This is a genomic window from Stenotrophomonas sp. ATCM1_4 (assembly GCF_004348115.1).
GTDB lineage: Bacteria > Pseudomonadota > Gammaproteobacteria > Xanthomonadales > Xanthomonadaceae > Stenotrophomonas > Stenotrophomonas capsici.
The window spans coordinates 3060195-3076607 of record NZ_QPFB01000001.1; the positions used below are offsets into that span (position 1 = coordinate 3060195).

Genomic DNA, 16413 nt, shown 5'->3' on the forward strand with positions numbered 1-16413 from the left:
CCGTTGTGGCCGCGGTCACCGGGCTGGCCCTGGCCGACGCCCCTGCCAATGATGCGACGGATATCGCGGTCGACGAGCACGTGCTTTACCTGGACACCCGCGTCAACGAGGCCGCCACCGGCAAGCTGGCACGCTTCGTACGACGCGGTGACGTGCTGCTGGCCAGCCCGGCCACCCTGTGGAAACTGGGGCTCCGACTGCCGGCCGCGGTTGCCACCCGGCACCTGGTCGAACTGCCCTCGCTGGCGGGGCTCAGCGTGCAATACGACGCACCACGGCAACGCCTCGACCTGCTGGCGCCGGTGGAGATGCTCGACCGCCCGGTGACGCATATCGACCTGACCCGCACCGAAGCTGCGCTGCGCGATGCACGCCAACGCGTGCCCGGTGCGGTGCTCAACTACGACCTGTACGGCCAGCGCTCCGGCGAGGGAAGCAACCTCAGCAGCTTCAACGAAGTGCGCCTGTTCGGCGTGGGCCGTGGCGTCTGGAGCAACACGATGCGCAGCCGCCTGCATGCCGGGCCCGCCAAGGCGGACGTCCGCGCCCGCAACACGCGCCTGGACAGCCGCTGGCAGCTGGATCTCCCCGAATCCATGGTCACCCTGACCGTGGGCGACACCACCACCAGTGCGCTGGAATGGTCACGCGCGACGCGTATCGGCGGCATTCGACTATCGCGCAACTTCGCCCTGCAGCCTTACCGCATCACCACTCCCCCGGCCGCATTCTCCGGCGAGGCGGTGTTGCCCTCCACGGTCGACCTGTACATCGACGGCATCCGGCAATCCACCCATTCCCTGCTCCCCGGCCGCTTCCAGCTGGATGGCAGCCCTTCGCTCAACGGCACGGGCCATGCGCAGCTGGTCATCACCGATATCAACGGACAACGTCGCACGCTGGACTTCAACCGGTATGGCAGCCCCCGCCTGCTGCAGGCGGGGCTGTCGGACTGGTCGCTGGAGGGAGGGGTAATCCGACGCGAGTACGGCCAGCGCTCCTTCCGTTACGGCGACGTCGCCCTGGCCAGCGCCAGCCTTCGCCATGGCATGAACAAGCACCTGACCCTGCAGACCCATGTCGAGGGCAGTCACGGCATCGGCCAGACCGGAGCCGGCGCGGTCCTGCTGCTTGGCCAGCGTGGCGGGGTAGTCAGCGGCTCGTGGGCGAGCAGTCGCGCCGGTGCCAGGATGGGCCAGCAACGGGGGCTGGGCTACCAATGGACGTCACCGCGGCTTGCCGCCGCGGCCAGCACGTTGCGCCGCAGCGCGGACTATCGCGACGTGGCCGCCGTGCATGAGGGCGCCACCCTGCCGCGCCGGACCGAACAGGCCTCACTCGGCATCAGCACCCCGGCCGGACAGCTGGGCCTGAGTTATGTGATGCAGCAGTACCCGGATACCTCGCGCACCCGCCATGCAGGACTGAACTGGTCCCTGACATCCCCCGGCGGTGCGCTGCTCAACCTCAACATCAACCGCGACCTCACCGACCACCGCGGCGAGAGCGCGTTTCTGTACTGGTCGATGCCCCTGGACCGGCACACCGCCACGGCCGCGTCCATCGGCCATGACCGCGGCGGCAACAGCCTGTCCGTGGAAGCCCATCGCAGCGCCAGCCGCGAGCAGGGCGAACTGGGCTGGCGCGCGCAGGCCAGCGTGGGCAATCACCGCTATGGCGCGCGCGGGGAAATCAGTCAGCACGGCAACCATGGCCAATGGACGGCCGGCCTGGACCACGACAACCGCAGCGGCAACAGCCCGCTGCTCTACGCCGGTGCCAACGGCGGAATCGCCTGGCTGGGCGGGCGCCTGCACGCCCTGCCACGTGTCGATGACGCCTTCGCCCTGGTATCCACCAGCGGCGTGGCCGGTGTCCCGGTGCAACTGGAGAACCGCACCGTCGGCGTCACCAACAAGCATGGACAGCTGTTGATTCCGCATCTCACTGCCTGGCAACGCAACCAGCTGTCCATCGACCCGCTGGACCTGCCGGCCGACATGCTGCTGGAGACCGTCCGGCATGACGCCGTACCGGAAACACGCAGCGCGATCCAGGTGGCGTTTACGATGCGCCGCACCCTGGCCATCCAGTTCGGCGTGCGCGACCGGGCCGGCCAATGGTTGCCGGCCGGCAGCCGCCTCACCCTCAAGGCACCCGGCGCCCCATCGGCCACTACGCTGGTGGGCCACGAAGGCAAGGTCTACCTGCTCGATCCGCCCCCGCTGGCGCACCTGCACTTCCGTTCCGACAGCGACGCCTGCAGCGCCGCCGTGCCCGAAGCCCCTTTGCGCGAAGGGCGCATCAACCTGGCCGATGTGGTCTGCCAATGAGCCATTCCTGCACTCCCCTGCGCCGTCCCGGCCCCCTGATGTACATCCATTCCAGAGGCCACGCCCACGCATGGTCAACGCGGGTGCTGGTGGCCCTGGCCATCCTGTTGGCGCCCAGCCTGTCGTTTGCTGCCTACCCGGTGTGCACTGTCCGCCAGCAGGCATCCCTGGACTTCGGCACCGTCTCCGGCACCGGTGCGCGCGATGCCAGCGCTTACCTTCGCGTGGAATGCAGTGGTGACACCAACACCTTGATCAGCACCGCCCTGTTCCGGGTCTGCCTGTTCATCGGCGAAGGCTCGCCTGCCGGCATCGCACCACGGCGGATGTACAACGGCACGGATGCCTACATGAACTACGACCTTTACTCCGATTCCAGCCGGACGCTGATGATCGGCACACCGGGATCCAGCCATCCCCTGCACAGCGCCACCTTCGGCGTCGCCCCGCGAGCCACCTATTACCACGACTTTCCCATCCATGGCCGGGTACGGGCAGGACAGAACCTGCCCGCCACCTCGGCCTACAAAGGGCTGCCAACCAATTCGATGGTGCGGTACAGCTACGGCTACGTGTACACCCCGACGGAAAGCGAGTGCCGCGCCGGGACGCCAGGCCACTTTGGCGGTGCCGGCATCGCCAACTTCACCTGGAGCGGGATCCACGCACGCGTCGCCAACACCTGCAGGATCTCCACCGCCACCGACATGGATTTCGGCACGGCCGGCGGCTTGGCTGCCGCGCTGGAGCAGACCTCGGCCATCCGATTCAAGTGCCCGGCCAATACCGCATGGCACGTCACCCTGAACGATGGCGCCTACGCCCAGGCGGGCCGTCGCTTCATGAACGCCGGCGGCAAGCGCCTCGGCTACGAGTTGTACCGGGACCCCGCGCTGCTCGAACGCTGGGGCAATACCCGGGCCACCGGGGTCAGTGGCATCGGCACCAATGTCGAACAATCACTGACGGTCCATGGCCGTGTCTTCAGCGACCCCGCCGCCTCACCAGGCAGCTACCGCGACACCATCACGGTCACGCTCACCTTCTGAAACTGCCGCGCCATCGTTCCCGAACGTGCTCCACTCGGCAGGCAGGAATGAGGGGACCGTCACCTGGCTGTACCCCGAAATGGTACGCACACGATCCATGCCGGCATTGATATTGCTCGGCTTTTGTATCGGCAGCCCCCCTCGCTTCCCTGCGGCCACGGCGCGGCACATCATCGATGGTGCCTGCCGCGCATTCCAATTCGATCGCGGACTCCAGCCCTGACGCGCGCCCAATCGGTGAATCCAGCGGCGCTGCGGCGGCCCAACCTGCAAGGAGACGGTCATCGACACTTTCAATGCATTCCTGGTCGCGAGCGCGCTTGCCCTCGCCAGTTTCTCCAGCCACGCGCAGACAGCCACCGCCACGACCCAGTTCCAGGTACGGATCGTGATCACCGAGTCGTGCCTCATCCAATCGGTGAGTGCCAGCGACATCGATTTTTCCAGCCATGCGCGCTCCACCGGCACACCGGTCGATGCACAGGGCACCCTGCAGGTGAACTGCACGCTGGGCACGCCCTATGCCATCGGCCTGAATGCCGGCACCAACGCCAGCAGCCCCACCGCCGCGGGTGACAACCGACGCATGGCCGACGCCAACAACCAGTACGTGGCCTATGGCCTGTACCGCGATGCCGGCCGCCAGGACGTCTGGGGCGATGTACTGGGCAGCAATACGCTGGCCGGCACCGGCACGGCCACCGATCAGCTGATCCCGGTGTTCGGCCGGGTGCCTTCCACCGATGCCGCGGCCGGCAGCTATGTGGATACCGTGGTCGCCACAGTCACCTACTGAACGGCGGGCAGCCATGTGCAACCCGCCGCTTGGACGATTGACAGGCAACCGCCGGCGACGGTTCAGCGCTGCGATCCTGGCTTTCGTGGGGGCCGCCGGCCATGCTGGCGCCGGAAACCTGCAGGTTGAACCCATCCTGCTGGAGTTCGAACACACCCAGCCCGCGCAGATCCTGTGGCTGAGCAACAACGGCACGCAACCGCTGCGCGCGCAGGTGCGCATTCACCAGTGGCAGCAGGCAGATGGCCAGGAGCAACTGCTCCCCAGCAACGCCCTGGTGGCCAGCCCACCGATGAGCGAGATCGCCCCCGGGCAGCGCCAACTGGTACGCATCGTGCGCGAACAGGTGCCCCCATCGGCCCGCGAGCAGGCTTTCCGGCTGATTGTCGACGAACTACCTGAGCCGGCAGCCCCCACTTCGGCGGGTGGGTTGCAGTTCCTGCTGAGGCATTCGATCCCGGTGTTCGTACTACCGGCCGGCACACGGGCACCGCAGCCACCGGCTGGCAAGGCCGCCAACACCGACATCGGCCTGCTGCAGGGCAGTTGGCGGGCACAGGGCCGCAGCGCCAGCCTCACCCTGCACAACAACGGCACCGGCCGCATCCGCATCAGTCAGGTGTCGTGGCTGTCGGCCGACGGACGCCGCGTCGACATCACCCCGGGACTGCTGGGTTACGTGCTTGCCGGACAGCAGATGCGATGGACCCTTTCCCTGCCCGAGGCCCTTGCTGCCCATGGCACCCTCCACGCCAAGCTCAACGACGACACCAGCGCGCAGGCCCTACCGCTGGCCGGCACCGATCGTTAGCGTCGCGCTCGCCATGTCCGCCGGCAAAGCCATGTCCGTGAACGCCCCTGTGGATGGCGCCACCGCTACTCCCGCCGGCCAAACGGCTCCGGCCGGGCAGGTATTGTTTCTCGAAACCCGGATCAACCACGAACCGAATACCCGGCTGGCCCGCTTCATCACCCGTGATGGCGTGCTGCTGGCCAGTCCATCCACCCTGCGCGAACTGGGCCTGCGTCCGCCCGCCGCAGCCGATGCATCGGGACTGATCGCCCTGCATGCGCTGGCCGGCGTCCGCGTCGATTTCGACGCCTCACTCCAGCAGTTGGACCTGCTCGTGCCAGTGCAGATGCTCGAGCGCCCACTCACGCACATTGACTTGGCGCGGCGGCCCATGCTCGGCCCCGATCCCGGCCAACGCAGCCCCGGTGTCCTGCTCAACTACGACCTGTACGGACAGCGCTTTGCGGGCACAGGCAACTACAACGCGTACAACGAACTGCTCCTGTTCGGCATGGGGCCCGGCCAGTGGAGCACTACGATGTCCAGTGAACTCCACACCGGCAGCGCCGGCACCGGTATCCGTACCACGCGCCTGGACAGCCGTTGGCAACTGGACATCCCCGACAAGATGCTCACGTTGAGCATCGGCGACACCCTCAGCGGCGCGCTCGACTGGTCGCGCGCCACGCGCATCGGCGGCATCCGCCTGTCGCGAAATTTCGCCTTGCAGCCGTACCGGGTCACCACGCCCTTGGCGTCCTTCGCGGGCGAAGCCGTGCTGCCGTCCACCGTCGACCTGTACATCGATGGCATTCGTCAGTCCAGCCAGCAGGTGCTGCCTGGAGGCTTCCAACTCGACGCCGCACCTTCGATCAACGGCGCAGGCCAGGCACAACTGGTGGTCACCGACATCAATGGCCAACGCCGGACCATGGACTTCGCGCTGTACGCCAGCCCGCGCCTGCTGCAGGCAGGGCTGTCCGACTGGTCGCTGGAACTCGGCACGCTGCGCCGCGACTATGGCCAGCGCTCGTTCGTCTACGGCAACAAACCGGTGGCCAGTGCCAGCACGCGCCGCGGCCTGGAGGAATGGCTCACGGTGGAAGCCCACGCCGAGGCCAGTGCGGGAATCGCCCAGGCCGGTGCCGGCATGCAGATGCTGCTGGGCCAACGTGGCGGCATGCTCAGCGCCTCGCTGGCAGCCAGTCAGGCCGGCCCTCGCCAGGGAAGCCAATACGGACTGGGCTATCAATGGGCTTCTCCATGGCTCTCCCTGGCCGCCAGCACGCTGCGCCGCAGCCAAGGCTTTCGCGATGTCCCGGCGGTTCTTGAGCAGGCGACGCTGCCGCGCCGGACTGACCAGGCGTATGCCGGCTTCAGCACCCGCTTCGGTCAGTTCGGACTGAGTTACGTGTCCCAACGGCTGCCCGGCGTCGATCCGAGCCGCTACGCCAGCTTCAACTGGTCCCGCAGCTCCAGCGGCAACGCGTTGTTGAGCCTGAGCTACAACCGCAACCTGGGAGGCAGCCGCAGCGACAGCGCCTTCCTGTATTGGTCACTGCCCCTCGACCGCCACACCAGCATCGCCACGTCGGCCCGCCACGGCCTGGACGGCAACAACCTGTCCATGGAAGCCAGCCGTGGCGTTTCCAGCGACCTGGGCGGCTGGGGTTGGCATGCCCAGACCAGTACGGGCGAGGACCGCAGCGCGCGCGCCGAGGTCACCCGACTCGGCGAGTACGGGCAATGGAGCGCCGGCCTGGAGCGCACCGACAGCAGCGGTGCCCACTCGACCCTGCTTTATGCCAGCGCCAGCGGCGGCGTGGTCTGGCTGGGCGGATACCTGCAAGCGCTACGACGGGTCGACGATGCTTTCGCCCTGGTCTCCACCGATGGCATCGGCCATGTGCCGATACACCTGGAGAACCGCATGGTCGGGACCACCGACGCCCGCGGCTATCTGCTGGTCACGCCGCTGAACGCCTGGCAGCACAACCAGCTCTCGATCGACCCCCAACAACTGCCGGCGGACATGCTGATCAAGGCGACCCGCATTGATGTCGTCCCCGCCTCCCGCAGCGGGGCCAAGGTGAGTTTCGCGATGCGCCGCACCCTGTCCCTGCAATTCGGCATCCGTGACCGCCACGGCCAATGGCTGCCGGCCGGCAGCCACATCATCCTGCAAGCCGAGGGCAGTGCGCCCATTGCGCTCAGCGTGGGTCATGAAGGCAAGGTCTATGTGCAGGATCCCCCCGCACAGGCACGCCTCCATTTCGATGGCGGCGATGCCGCGTGCCACGCCGCGCTGCCGGTTGTCCCGGCCCGCGAAGGCCACTTCGAACTTGCCGACGTGATATGCCGATGAGCCGCTGGCATCGCCGGGCATCCCGCCGGTCGCCAGGCCGGACGGTACGGTTGTCTGCTTTCCTGTTGGCCAGTCTCCCGCTATCGGTCCCTGCCCAGAGCTGCTCGGTCACCAGCCCGATACAGCTGAATTTCGGCACCGTCACCTCGGCAGGCAGAAGTGACGCGCAAACCACCCTGCAACTTACCTGCCAAGGGCCCGCCGATCTATGGTCGATCCTGCCCGCGCAGTTCAGCGTCTGCGTGTTCGTCGGTGAAGGCACGCCCGCTGGCATCGCCCCCCGGCGCATGAGCAATGGCAACGGCGCCTTCATGAATTACGACCTGTATGCGGATCCGGCACGCACCCAACTGGTCGGCCCTCTGGGGAGCGCCTATCCCGTCTACAGCCTCAGCTTCGATGTGGGCGTCCGCCAGTCGCGCCAGCTCAGCATCCCCCTGTATGGCCGCGTACCCGCGGGGCAGAACCTGCCGGCCGCCTTCCCATATCTGGGCACTCCCGGCGCCTCCGTGGTCCGCTACAGCTACGGCTACGTGCTCACCCCAAGCGTGGACAATTGCCGCAACGGGGCGGCCGGTGCCGGTGGCGGTGCCGGCCAGGCCAATTTCACCTGGGCGGGGGTAAATGCCCTCTACACCAACAGCTGTCGCATCAACGCTGCCAGCGACATGGATTTCGGCCGCAGCGACGGCCTGGCCAGCCCCCGCGAACAGACCTCCACGATCAGCCTGCAATGCCCGATCGGCGCACCATGGAACGTCACGCTGAACGATGGCGCCAATGCCAACGGCAGCACCCGGCGCATGGCATCGGCAGGCAACCGCATCACCTACGAGTTGTACCGGGATGCAAACCGGCTGGAACGCTGGGGCAGCTCGCCGGCCTCCGGCGTTGCGGGTACCGGCAGTGAGAACCCGAGCATCCTGACCGTCTATGGCCGCATCCCCGCCCAACCCGGCACCCGCGCCGGCAGCTACACGGACACCGTGACCGTGACCCTGACCTACTGATCCGCCCGTCTGCCTGCCCCCGGGCGCCGCCGGGTCTGGCAATTTGCGGCCGACACCCGCTGCCGCTATACTTCGCGAGCTTTGCCGGGCCCTGCCCTGCCAAATGCCGCCCACGCCGTGCGTCATCGGTGAATCCACACCCTTCGCCCCCATCCGTGCCGGGGTGCCCTGCCAGTCAGGGTTCGGCCACGGAGGCGTCGGGGAAGCCCAACCCCGGAACCTACCGCTTCAATGCGGACTGCCCTCCCTTTTACCCGGCAGCCGGTTCCCCGTCAGGAGTTTTTGCAATGCCCCAGATCACCATGCGTCAGATGCTGGAAGCCGGCGTCCACTTCGGCCACCAGACCCGCTACTGGAACCCCAAGATGGCTCCGTACATCTTCGGCGCCCGCGGCAAGATCCACATCATCAACCTGGAAAAGACCGTCCCGCTGTTCAACGATGCGATGAACTTCATCTCGTCCGTTGCCCAGAAGCGCGGCACCATCCTGTTCCTGGGCACCAAGCGCAGCGCACGCGATGCCATCAAGGAAGAAGCCGAGCGTTGCGGCATGCCGTTCATGAACCAGCGTTGGCTGGGCGGCACCCTGACCAACTTCCGCACCGTGAAGCAGTCCGTTGCCCGCCTGAAGGAACTGGAAGCCGGTGAAACCGACGGCACCTTCGACAAGCTGGTCAAGCACGAAGTGCTGGGCCTGCGCCGCGAGCGCGACAAGCTGGAAGCTTCGCTGGGCGGCATCAAGGAAATGAACCGCCTGCCGGACGCCATCTTCGTCATCGACATCGGTCACGAAGACATCGCCATCAAGGAAGCCAAGAAGCTCGGCATCCCGGTGATCGCCGTGGTCGACACCAACTACAACCCGGAACTGGTGGACTACGCCATCCCGGGCAACGACGACGCCATCCGCGCCGTGCAGCTGTACGCCCGCGCCGCCGCTGACGCCGTGCTGGAAGGCAAGGCCGCTGCTCCGAACGCCGCCTCGGTGCGCGAGGAAGAGTTCGCCGACGCCGACGCCGGCGAAGAAGCCAAGCCGGCTCGCCGCGCTCCGGCCAAGAAGGGCGCCAAGAAGGGCGACGAGGCTTCGGCCTGATACACCCGGCGGGCGCAGCCCCTGCGCCCGCTCTCCCTGTACCGGCAGCCCAGCGCGCCGGCTTCTGACAGGGCCACGTAACAACGGCCGGCGACCATTGCCGGCCTGCCCCTTTCTATTCGTGAGGAAATTCCATGGAAATCACTGCTTCCCTGGTCAAGGAACTGCGTGAGCGCACCGGCGCCGGCATGATGGAGTGCAAGAAGGCTCTGTCCGAAACCAACGGCGACATCGACGCCGCTGCCGAGGCCCTGCGCAAGTCCGGCGCCGCCAAGGCCGACAAGAAGGCTGACCGCGTCACCGCCGAAGGCCGCATTGGCGTCGCCGTCGACGGCGGCAAGGCCGTGCTGGTCGAAGTGAACTCGGAAACCGACTTCGTCGCCAACGACGTCAACTTCAAGGCATTCGTTGACTCCGTCGCCCTGGCCGCCCTGGCCTCCGGCGCCGCCGACGTGGAAGCCCTGAAGTCGGCCAAGCTGCCGACCGGCGAGACCGTCGAGGAAACCCGCGCCACCGCCATCCAGAAGCTGGGCGAGAACATCCAGATCCGCCGCCTGGTCAAGGTTGACGGCAACAACACCGTGGGCGCCTACGTGCACTCCAACGGCAAGATCGGCGTGCTGGTCGACCTGGCCGGCGGCAACGCCGAGCTGGCCAACGGCCTGGCCATGCACGTGGCCGCGATGAACCCGCCGCACAACAAGGCCGCCGACGTGCCGGCCGAGTTCGTTGCCAAGGAAAAGGAAATCGAGCTGGCCAAGATGACCGACAAGGACAAGGCCAAGCCGGCCGAAATCCTGGAAAAGATCATCAGCGGCAAGATCAACAAGATCATCAGCGAAGTGACCCTGTACGGCCAGGCCTACGTGCTGGACAGCGACAAGACCGTCGAGCAGGCCGTCAAGGCCGCCGGTGGCGACGTCGTCGGCTTCCAGCGCCTGATGGTCGGCGAAGGCATCGAGAAGGTGGTGGAAGACTACGCCGCCGAAGTTGCCAAGGCCATGCAGGTCTGATCCCTGCCTGAGCCCGCAACACCCGAAGAAGCCGCGGACCTCCGCGGCTTCTTTGTTTTTCCGCAAACCGAAGCACGCGGGAAGTGCAACCACTTTCATGCAAAACCATGACGCCCCTTTCATATTCGGGGGGTGTCTGTATGCTTTGAGGGATTGCCTCCTGCCTGCCTGTCATGTCGCCCGAGCTCAACGCTGCACTGTCCCTCTGCCGCAACCTGCCCTCGCCGCCTGCCATCGCCGTCCGCCTGATCGAGCTGGCGCAGGATCCGGAGACCGATATCGCCACCGCGGCCGATGTCATTGCACTGGATATGGGCCTGAGCGCGCGCATGATGCGCATCGCCAACTCCCCGCTCTACGCCAGCCGCCGCCGCATCGAGAACCTCGGCCAGGCGCTGACCATGCTCGGCCTCAACGCCACCCTGCAGCTCGCACTGGGTTTCAGTCTCTCGCGGGCCCTGGAGGACGACGCACGCAACGCGCAACTGCATGAGGCGGTCTGGCGCCGCGGCATCCTCAGCGCACTGGGCGCCCGCTACCTGGGCCTGGCCATCGGCGTGCGCCGCCTCGAGGAACTGATGCTGGCCGGGCTGCTGCAGGACATCGGCATCCTGGCCCTGCTGCAGGTCCGGGCCGACAGCTACCCAGCCATCCTGGCCGATGCCACCAGCAACGACGGCCTGCTCGACCACGAGCGCGCCCTGTTCGACTGCACCCACGCCGACATTGGTGCGCGGCTGGTCGAGATGTGGGGCCTGCCCCACTACCTCACCCATGCCATCGCGCACAGCGAACCCCCGGCCGAACCGGCCGACCCGTTCGAACGCTGCGTGGCGCTGTCCGGCGCGCTGGCCGAGATGTGGCTGGCCGACGACGTCGACGCAGCCCGTGCCCACGCGCTGAACCTGGTCCACACCCAGCTGGGCCTGGACAGCGCCCAGTTCGAGCAGGTCCTGCAGCAGATGAGCCAGATGCTGCCGGAAATCAGCGCACTGTTCGACATCCCGGTCCCCTCGCCGGCACGCATCACCTACCTGCTCGACCACGCCAGCGAGCTGATGGCCTTGCGCAACCTGCGCGAACTGCAGGACGCCAGCGCCTCCCACCGCCGCGCCGACGATTTCGAGGCCCAGGCCCGGCGCCTGTCCGAACAGGCCCACCTGGATGCCCTGACCGGCGTGCTCAACCGGCGCCAGCTGGAGGTCGTGCTGGAACAGGAGTTCACCCGCGCCAGCGCCGCCGCCCGGCCGCTGTCGGTGGCCTTCATCGACCTGGACGACTTCAAGAAGATCAACGACCAGCACGGCCACCTGGTCGGCGACCAGGTGCTGCAGGCCTTCGCCAGCCGGCTGCAGGGCCAGCTGCGCGGCACCGACACCGTCGCCCGCTTCGGCGGCGAGGAGTTCGTGGTGCTGTTCCCGGGCGCGAACGAGCAGATCGCGGTGGAAGTGATCCGCCGCGTGCTGCAGGTCATCACCCAGACCCCGATGGCCATCGTCAACGAGGCACCGCTGTACGTCACCTTCTCCGCCGGGGTGGCCACCCACGGCGCCTACGAGCGCTTCAGCGACACCCGCGGCCTGCTCCAGGCCGCCGACGACGTGCTCTACCGCTCCAAGAACCTGGGGCGCAACCGGGTCATCGCCCGCGCACCGTCCCCGGTGTCGCAACCGTCCGCCTGCTGAACCGGCGGGCGGCAATTCCCGCGAATTGTCGCCGCACTGCAACAAAGCTCTGACTGTACGACCCGGGTTCCGTTAGAATTCCCGCGTTTTCCAGCCACCAGAGGTCGTCATGTCCAAACTCGCCTACCAACGCATCCTTCTGAAACTCTCCGGGGAGGCGCTGATGGGAGATGAGGACTACGGCATCGACCCCAAGATCATCAACCGCCTGGCGCGTGAGGTCATCGAAGCCCAGCAGGCCGGTGCCGAAGTGGCGCTGGTGATCGGCGGCGGCAACATCTTCCGCGGCGCCGGCCTGGCCGCCGGCGGCATGGACCGCGTCACCGGCGACCAGATGGGCATGCTGGCCACGGTCATCAACGCGCTGGCCATGCAGGACGCGCTGGAGAAGCTCGGCGCCAAGGCGCGCGTGATGAGCGCGATCAAGATCAACGACGTGTGCGAGGACTACATCCGCCGCCGCGCCATCCGCCACCTGGAAAAGGGCCGCCTGGTGATCTTCGCCGCCGGCGTCGGCAGCCCGTTCTTCACCACCGACTCCGGTGCCGCGCTGCGCGCCATCGAGATCGGCGCGGACCTGCTGCTCAAGGCCACCAAGGTCGACGGCGTCTACGACAAGGACCCGAACAAGCACGCCGACGCGGTCCGCTACGACACCCTGAGCTACGACCAGGTCATCAGCCAGGGCCTGGAAGTGATGGACACCGCCGCCTTCGCCCTGGCCCGAGACAGCGACCTGCCGCTGCGCGTGTTCGACATGGGCCAGCCGGGCGAACTGCTCAAGATCCTGCACGGCGAGAACATCGGCACCCTCGTCCACGGCCGCGACGCACACTGACCTTCCACGGTTCCGGTCCGATGGAGGGGGGTCTTCGCCTATAATCGCCCGGTTCCAGCACCATCAAGGATTCGGGCGATGATCAACGACATCAAAACCACGGCGCAGACGCGCATGGCAAAGAGCCTCGACGCTCTGCGCCACACCCTCACCACCATCCGTACCGGCCGTGCCTCCCCGGCGCTGCTGGACGGCATCAAGGTCAAGGCCTACGGCACCGACACCCCGCTGAACCAGGTGGCCAGCATCAGCGTGTCCGAAGGCCGCTCGCTGGTCATCACCCTGTTCGACAAGAACATGATCAAGGAAGTCGAGAAGGCCATCTACGCCTCGGACATCGGCATCACGCCCACCACCATGGGCACGGTGATCCGCCTGAATCTGCCGCCGCTCACCGAGGAGCGCCGCAAGGAACTGGCCAAGTCGGTCAGCAAGGAAGGCGAGGAGACCAAGGTCGGCATCCGCAACATCCGTCGCGATGCCAACCAGGACGTGGCCAAGCTGCTCAAGGACAAGGCCATCACCGAGGACGACGACCGTCGCGCCCAGGACGACATCCAGAAGCTGACCGACAAGGCCATCAAGGACGTCGACGACATCGTCAAGCAGAAAGAACAGGAACTGATGGCGGTCTGACCGGTGCCATCCGTCCTGCCCAGCGGCACACCCGCACCGCGCCTGCCGGGCCACATTGCCATCATCATGGATGGCAATGGGCGCTGGGCGCAGCAACGCCGTCGGCCGCGCATGATCGGCCACCGCGCCGGCGCGCGCGCGGTCAACCGCACCATCGACTTCTGCCTGGAACGCGGCATCGCCGCGCTCACCCTGTTCGCGTTCTCCAGTGAAAACTGGGGCCGCCCGCAGGACGAGGTGGACGCGCTGATGAAGCTGTTCCTCGGCGCGCTGGACCGCGAGGTGGATGAACTCCACCGGCGCGGCGTGCGCGTGCGCTTCATCGGCGACCGCTCCCGCTTCGCCGCCAGCATCGTCCAGCGCATGGACAAGGCCGAGCAGCGCACCGCGGCCAACGCCACGATGACCCTGAGCATCGCTGCCAGCTACGGCGGCCGCCAGGACATCGCCATGGCCGCCCGACGCCTGGCCGAGCAGGTCGCCGCGGGCACGCTGCGCCCCGACCAGGTCGACGAGGCCCTGCTCGGGCAACACGTCGCCCTGGCCGACATGCCGCCGCCGGACCTGTTCATCCGCACCGGTGGCGACACCCGCATCAGCAACTTCCTGCTGTGGCAGCTGGCCTATACCGAACTGTGGTTCACCGAGGTGCTGTGGCCGGACTTCGATGCTGCCATCCTTCAACAGGCACTGGATGACTATGCCGGGCGCGAACGCCGCTTCGGCCTGACCAGCGCCCAGATCGCCGCCGGCAAGGCGGCCGAGAGCGCCCTTCCATGACCAAGACCCGAGTGATCGCCGCGCTGATCATGGCCCCGGTGGCCATCTGCGCGATTCTGCTGCTGCCTACCCAATGGCTGGCGGCCGCGGCCGCGCTGGTGTTCCTGGTCGGGCTGTGGGAGTGGCTGAAGCTGTCCGGCGTGGACGGCCTGCCGCGCACCGTGCTGCTGGTCCTGAACCTGCTGCTGATGGTGCTGATGGTCTGGGCTTCGGCCGGCTATGACGTGCTTTTCCAGCTGACCGCGCTGATCGGCGTCGGTTTCTGGTTGCTGGCCCTGCTGTGGCTGCGCTTCTTCAATTTCGGCGCGCACGAGGAAAGCGGCGCCCGCCCGCTCAAGCTGGCGGCCGGCACGCTGGCGATCGTGCCAGCCTGGGCCTCGCTGGTGCTCATCCACGGCAGCGAGCCGAACGGACACCGCTGGCTGTTGACCGCCCTGACCTTGGTCTGGGCGGCCGACTCCGGCGCCTACTTCGCCGGCCGCGCCTTCGGCAAGCACAAGCTGGCCCCGCGCATCAGCCCCAACAAGACCATCGAAGGCCTGCTTGGCGGCCTGGTCGCCGGCATGGTCACCGCGGGCGTGTTCGGCTGGATCGCCGGAGTGCAGATGTCGCAGTTCGGCTGGCTGATGCTGGTGGCGGCCATCGCTGTGCTGGCCTCGGTGCTCGGCGACCTGTTTGAAAGCCTGCTCAAGCGCCACGCCGGCGCCAAGGATTCGGGCCACGTGATCCCGGGCCACGGCGGCGTGCTGGACCGCATCGACGGCGTGCTGGCCGCGCTGCCGGTGTTCGCGCTGGGCAAGGAAATCTTCGGTTTCTGACCATGTCCTCCTCCTCGACCCCGCGCCAGGTCGCCATCCTCGGCGCCACCGGCTCCATCGGCACCTCGGCACTGGACGTCATCGCCCGCCACCCGGAGCAGATGCGCGCCAGCGTGCTGGCCGCCGGCAGCAGCGTGGATGCGCTGCTCGCGTTGTGCCGCACCCACCGCCCCGACCACGCCGCGATCGCCGACCCGGCCCTGTTCGAACGCCTGCGTGACGGGCTGGCCGACGCCGGGCTGGCGACCGAAGCCCATGCCGGGCATGCCGCCATCGAGGCGCTGGCGGCCAGCGCCGCCTGTGACACCGTGGTGGCCGCCATCGTCGGCGCCGCCGGCCTGGCCTCCACGCTCGCCGCCGCCCGCGCCGGCAAGCGCCTGCTGCTGGCCAACAAGGAATCGCTGGTCCTGGCTGGCACCCTGCTGACCCGGGAAGCGGCCGCCGCCGGCGCTGAAATCATCCCGATCGACAGCGAACACAACGCCATCTTCCAGTGCCTGCGCTCGCGCGATGCCAGCCTGGACGCCGGCGTGCGCCGGATCATCCTCACCGCCTCCGGTGGCCCGTTCCGCGGCCGCAGCCGGGCCGCGCTGGAGACGGTCACGGTCGCCCAGGCCGTGGCCCACCCGAAATGGTCGATGGGGCCGAAGATCTCGGTGGATTCGGCGACGTTGATGAACAAGGGGCTGGAGGTCATCGAGGCCCACCACCTGTTCAACGTGCCCGGTTCGCGCATCGACGTGCTGGTCCACCCGCAGAGCCTGGTGCATTCGCTGGTCGAGTTCATCGACGGCTCGACCCTGGCCCAGATGGGCCTGCCGGACATGCGCACCACCCTGGCCGTGGGCCTGGGCTGGCCGCGCCGCATCGAATCCGGCGTGGCCGGGCTGGACCTGCTGAGCCAGGGCCGGCTGGATTTCGAGGCCCCGGACCTGGACGCCTTCCCCTGCCTGCGCCTGGCCTGGCAGGCGATGGACGCCGGCGGCACCGCCCCGGCCATCCTGAACGCGGCCAATGAAGAAGCGGTTTCAGCCTTTCTTCAGGGCCGCATAGGCTTCCTGTCGATCCCTGCGCTGGTGGAACAAGCCCTCTCCACCCTGCCTCACGCGGCCGCCGATACACTGGAGGCCCTGCTGGCCGCCGATGCACAGGCCCGCCATACCACCCGCACCGCCATCGCCCACCTGCCGCATGTCTGAGCCC

General features: G+C 67.6%; 15 protein-coding genes. 14 read left to right on the forward strand and 1 reads right to left on the reverse strand.

Translation table 11 applies throughout. The features are described from left to right. Positions 1–5 precede the first annotated feature (5 nt). Together ATCM_RS14150 and ATCM_RS14155 are read left to right on the forward strand one after the other, a co-directional pair. Positions 6–2333, forward strand: coding sequence for a fimbria/pilus outer membrane usher protein (locus tag ATCM_RS14150; RefSeq protein WP_165931187.1), 2328 nt, complete (start codon positions 6–8; stop codon positions 2331–2333). Between the two features lie 38 nt (positions 2334–2371). Next, positions 2372–3382: a spore coat protein U domain-containing protein gene (locus ATCM_RS14155; RefSeq protein WP_165931188.1), complete on the forward strand. Its 1011-nt coding sequence runs from the start codon at positions 2372–2374 to the stop codon at positions 3380–3382. Here ATCM_RS14155 and ATCM_RS19155 read toward each other — a convergent pair. Continuing rightward, positions 3335–3817 carry a hypothetical protein gene (locus tag ATCM_RS19155; protein WP_165931082.1) on the reverse strand — a complete coding sequence of 161 codons (483 nt, stop codon included), beginning with the start codon at positions 3815–3817 and terminating at the stop codon, positions 3335–3337. The genes ATCM_RS14155 and ATCM_RS19155 overlap by 48 nt on opposite strands. On the opposite strand from ATCM_RS19155, the gene ATCM_RS14160 reads away from it, so the two are divergent. From ATCM_RS14160 to ATCM_RS14215, 12 genes are all read left to right on the forward strand, one after another. Next, positions 3801–4178, forward strand: coding sequence for a spore coat U domain-containing protein (locus ATCM_RS14160; RefSeq protein WP_243694023.1), 378 nt, complete (start codon positions 3801–3803; stop codon positions 4176–4178). The genes ATCM_RS19155 and ATCM_RS14160 overlap by 17 nt on opposite strands. A gap of 37 nt (positions 4179–4215) precedes the next feature. Next, on the forward strand, positions 4216–4989 hold the full coding sequence (locus tag ATCM_RS14165; RefSeq protein ID WP_165931190.1) for a molecular chaperone: 774 nt from the start codon (positions 4216–4218) through the stop codon (positions 4987–4989). Next, complete coding sequence (locus tag ATCM_RS14170; protein WP_132865129.1) at positions 4916–7336, forward strand: fimbria/pilus outer membrane usher protein; 2421 nt, start codon at positions 4916–4918, stop codon at positions 7334–7336. Before ATCM_RS14165 ends, ATCM_RS14170 begins: the two co-directional genes overlap by 74 nt. Positions 7337–7386: 50 nt before the next feature. After that, positions 7387–8346, forward strand: coding sequence for a spore coat U domain-containing protein (locus ATCM_RS14175; RefSeq protein WP_165931191.1), 960 nt, complete (start codon positions 7387–7389; stop codon positions 8344–8346). 287 nt (positions 8347–8633) lie between these two features. Beyond that, positions 8634–9440 (forward strand): 30S ribosomal protein S2, encoded by an 807-nt coding sequence (gene rpsB, locus ATCM_RS14180; RefSeq protein ID WP_132865131.1) that lies wholly within the window; start codon positions 8634–8636, stop codon positions 9438–9440. 134 nt (positions 9441–9574) lie between these two features. After that, complete coding sequence (tsf, locus tag ATCM_RS14185; protein WP_132865132.1) at positions 9575–10453, forward strand: translation elongation factor Ts; 879 nt, start codon at positions 9575–9577, stop codon at positions 10451–10453. Positions 10454–10626: 173 nt separating this feature from the next. Further along, on the forward strand, positions 10627–12138 hold the full coding sequence (locus tag ATCM_RS14190) for a GGDEF domain-containing protein (protein WP_132865133.1): 1512 nt from the start codon (positions 10627–10629) through the stop codon (positions 12136–12138). Between the two features lie 109 nt (positions 12139–12247). Continuing rightward, positions 12248–12976: a UMP kinase gene (gene pyrH, locus ATCM_RS14195; RefSeq protein WP_132865134.1), complete on the forward strand. Its 729-nt coding sequence runs from the start codon at positions 12248–12250 to the stop codon at positions 12974–12976. 78 nt (positions 12977–13054) lie between these two features. Beyond that, the gene (gene frr / locus ATCM_RS14200) at positions 13055–13612 is read left to right on the forward strand and encodes a ribosome recycling factor (protein ID WP_132865135.1); all 558 of its coding nucleotides are present in this window, start codon (positions 13055–13057) and stop codon (positions 13610–13612) included. A 3-nt stretch (positions 13613–13615) separates the two neighbouring features. Further along, positions 13616–14392: a polyprenyl diphosphate synthase gene (gene uppS, locus ATCM_RS14205; protein ID WP_132865136.1), complete on the forward strand. Its 777-nt coding sequence runs from the start codon at positions 13616–13618 to the stop codon at positions 14390–14392. After that, positions 14389–15210: a phosphatidate cytidylyltransferase gene (locus ATCM_RS14210; RefSeq protein ID WP_132865137.1), complete on the forward strand. Its 822-nt coding sequence runs from the start codon at positions 14389–14391 to the stop codon at positions 15208–15210. The genes uppS and ATCM_RS14210 overlap by 4 nt, the downstream gene beginning before the upstream one ends. A gap of 2 nt (positions 15211–15212) precedes the next feature. Beyond that, positions 15213–16409: a 1-deoxy-D-xylulose-5-phosphate reductoisomerase gene (locus ATCM_RS14215; protein WP_132865138.1), complete on the forward strand. Its 1197-nt coding sequence runs from the start codon at positions 15213–15215 to the stop codon at positions 16407–16409. Positions 16410–16413: the final 4 nt, after the last annotated feature.

What these genes read in the sequence shown, in the direction of transcription:
- frr (WP_132865135.1), top strand. Translation starts at nt 13,055, where the DNA reads ATGATCAACGACATCAAAACCACGGCGCAGACGCGCATGGCAAAGAGC.
- pyrH (WP_132865134.1), top strand. Translation starts at nt 12,248, where the DNA reads ATGTCCAAACTCGCCTACCAACGCATCCTTCTGAAACTCTCCGGGGAG.
- ATCM_RS19155 (WP_165931082.1), bottom strand. Translation starts at nt 3,817, where the DNA reads ATGTCGCTGGCACTCACCGATTGGATGAGGCACGACTCGGTGATCACG.
- ATCM_RS14170 (WP_132865129.1), top strand. Translation starts at nt 4,916, where the DNA reads ATGGCACCCTCCACGCCAAGCTCAACGACGACACCAGCGCGCAGGCCC.
- rpsB (WP_132865131.1), top strand. Translation starts at nt 8,634, where the DNA reads ATGCCCCAGATCACCATGCGTCAGATGCTGGAAGCCGGCGTCCACTTC.
- tsf (WP_132865132.1), top strand. Translation starts at nt 9,575, where the DNA reads ATGGAAATCACTGCTTCCCTGGTCAAGGAACTGCGTGAGCGCACCGGC.
- ATCM_RS14210 (WP_132865137.1), top strand. Translation starts at nt 14,389, where the DNA reads ATGACCAAGACCCGAGTGATCGCCGCGCTGATCATGGCCCCGGTGGCC.
- ATCM_RS14190 (WP_132865133.1), top strand. Translation starts at nt 10,627, where the DNA reads ATGTCGCCCGAGCTCAACGCTGCACTGTCCCTCTGCCGCAACCTGCCC.
- ATCM_RS14215 (WP_132865138.1), top strand. Translation starts at nt 15,213, where the DNA reads ATGTCCTCCTCCTCGACCCCGCGCCAGGTCGCCATCCTCGGCGCCACC.
- ATCM_RS14155 (WP_165931188.1), top strand. Translation starts at nt 2,372, where the DNA reads ATGTACATCCATTCCAGAGGCCACGCCCACGCATGGTCAACGCGGGTG.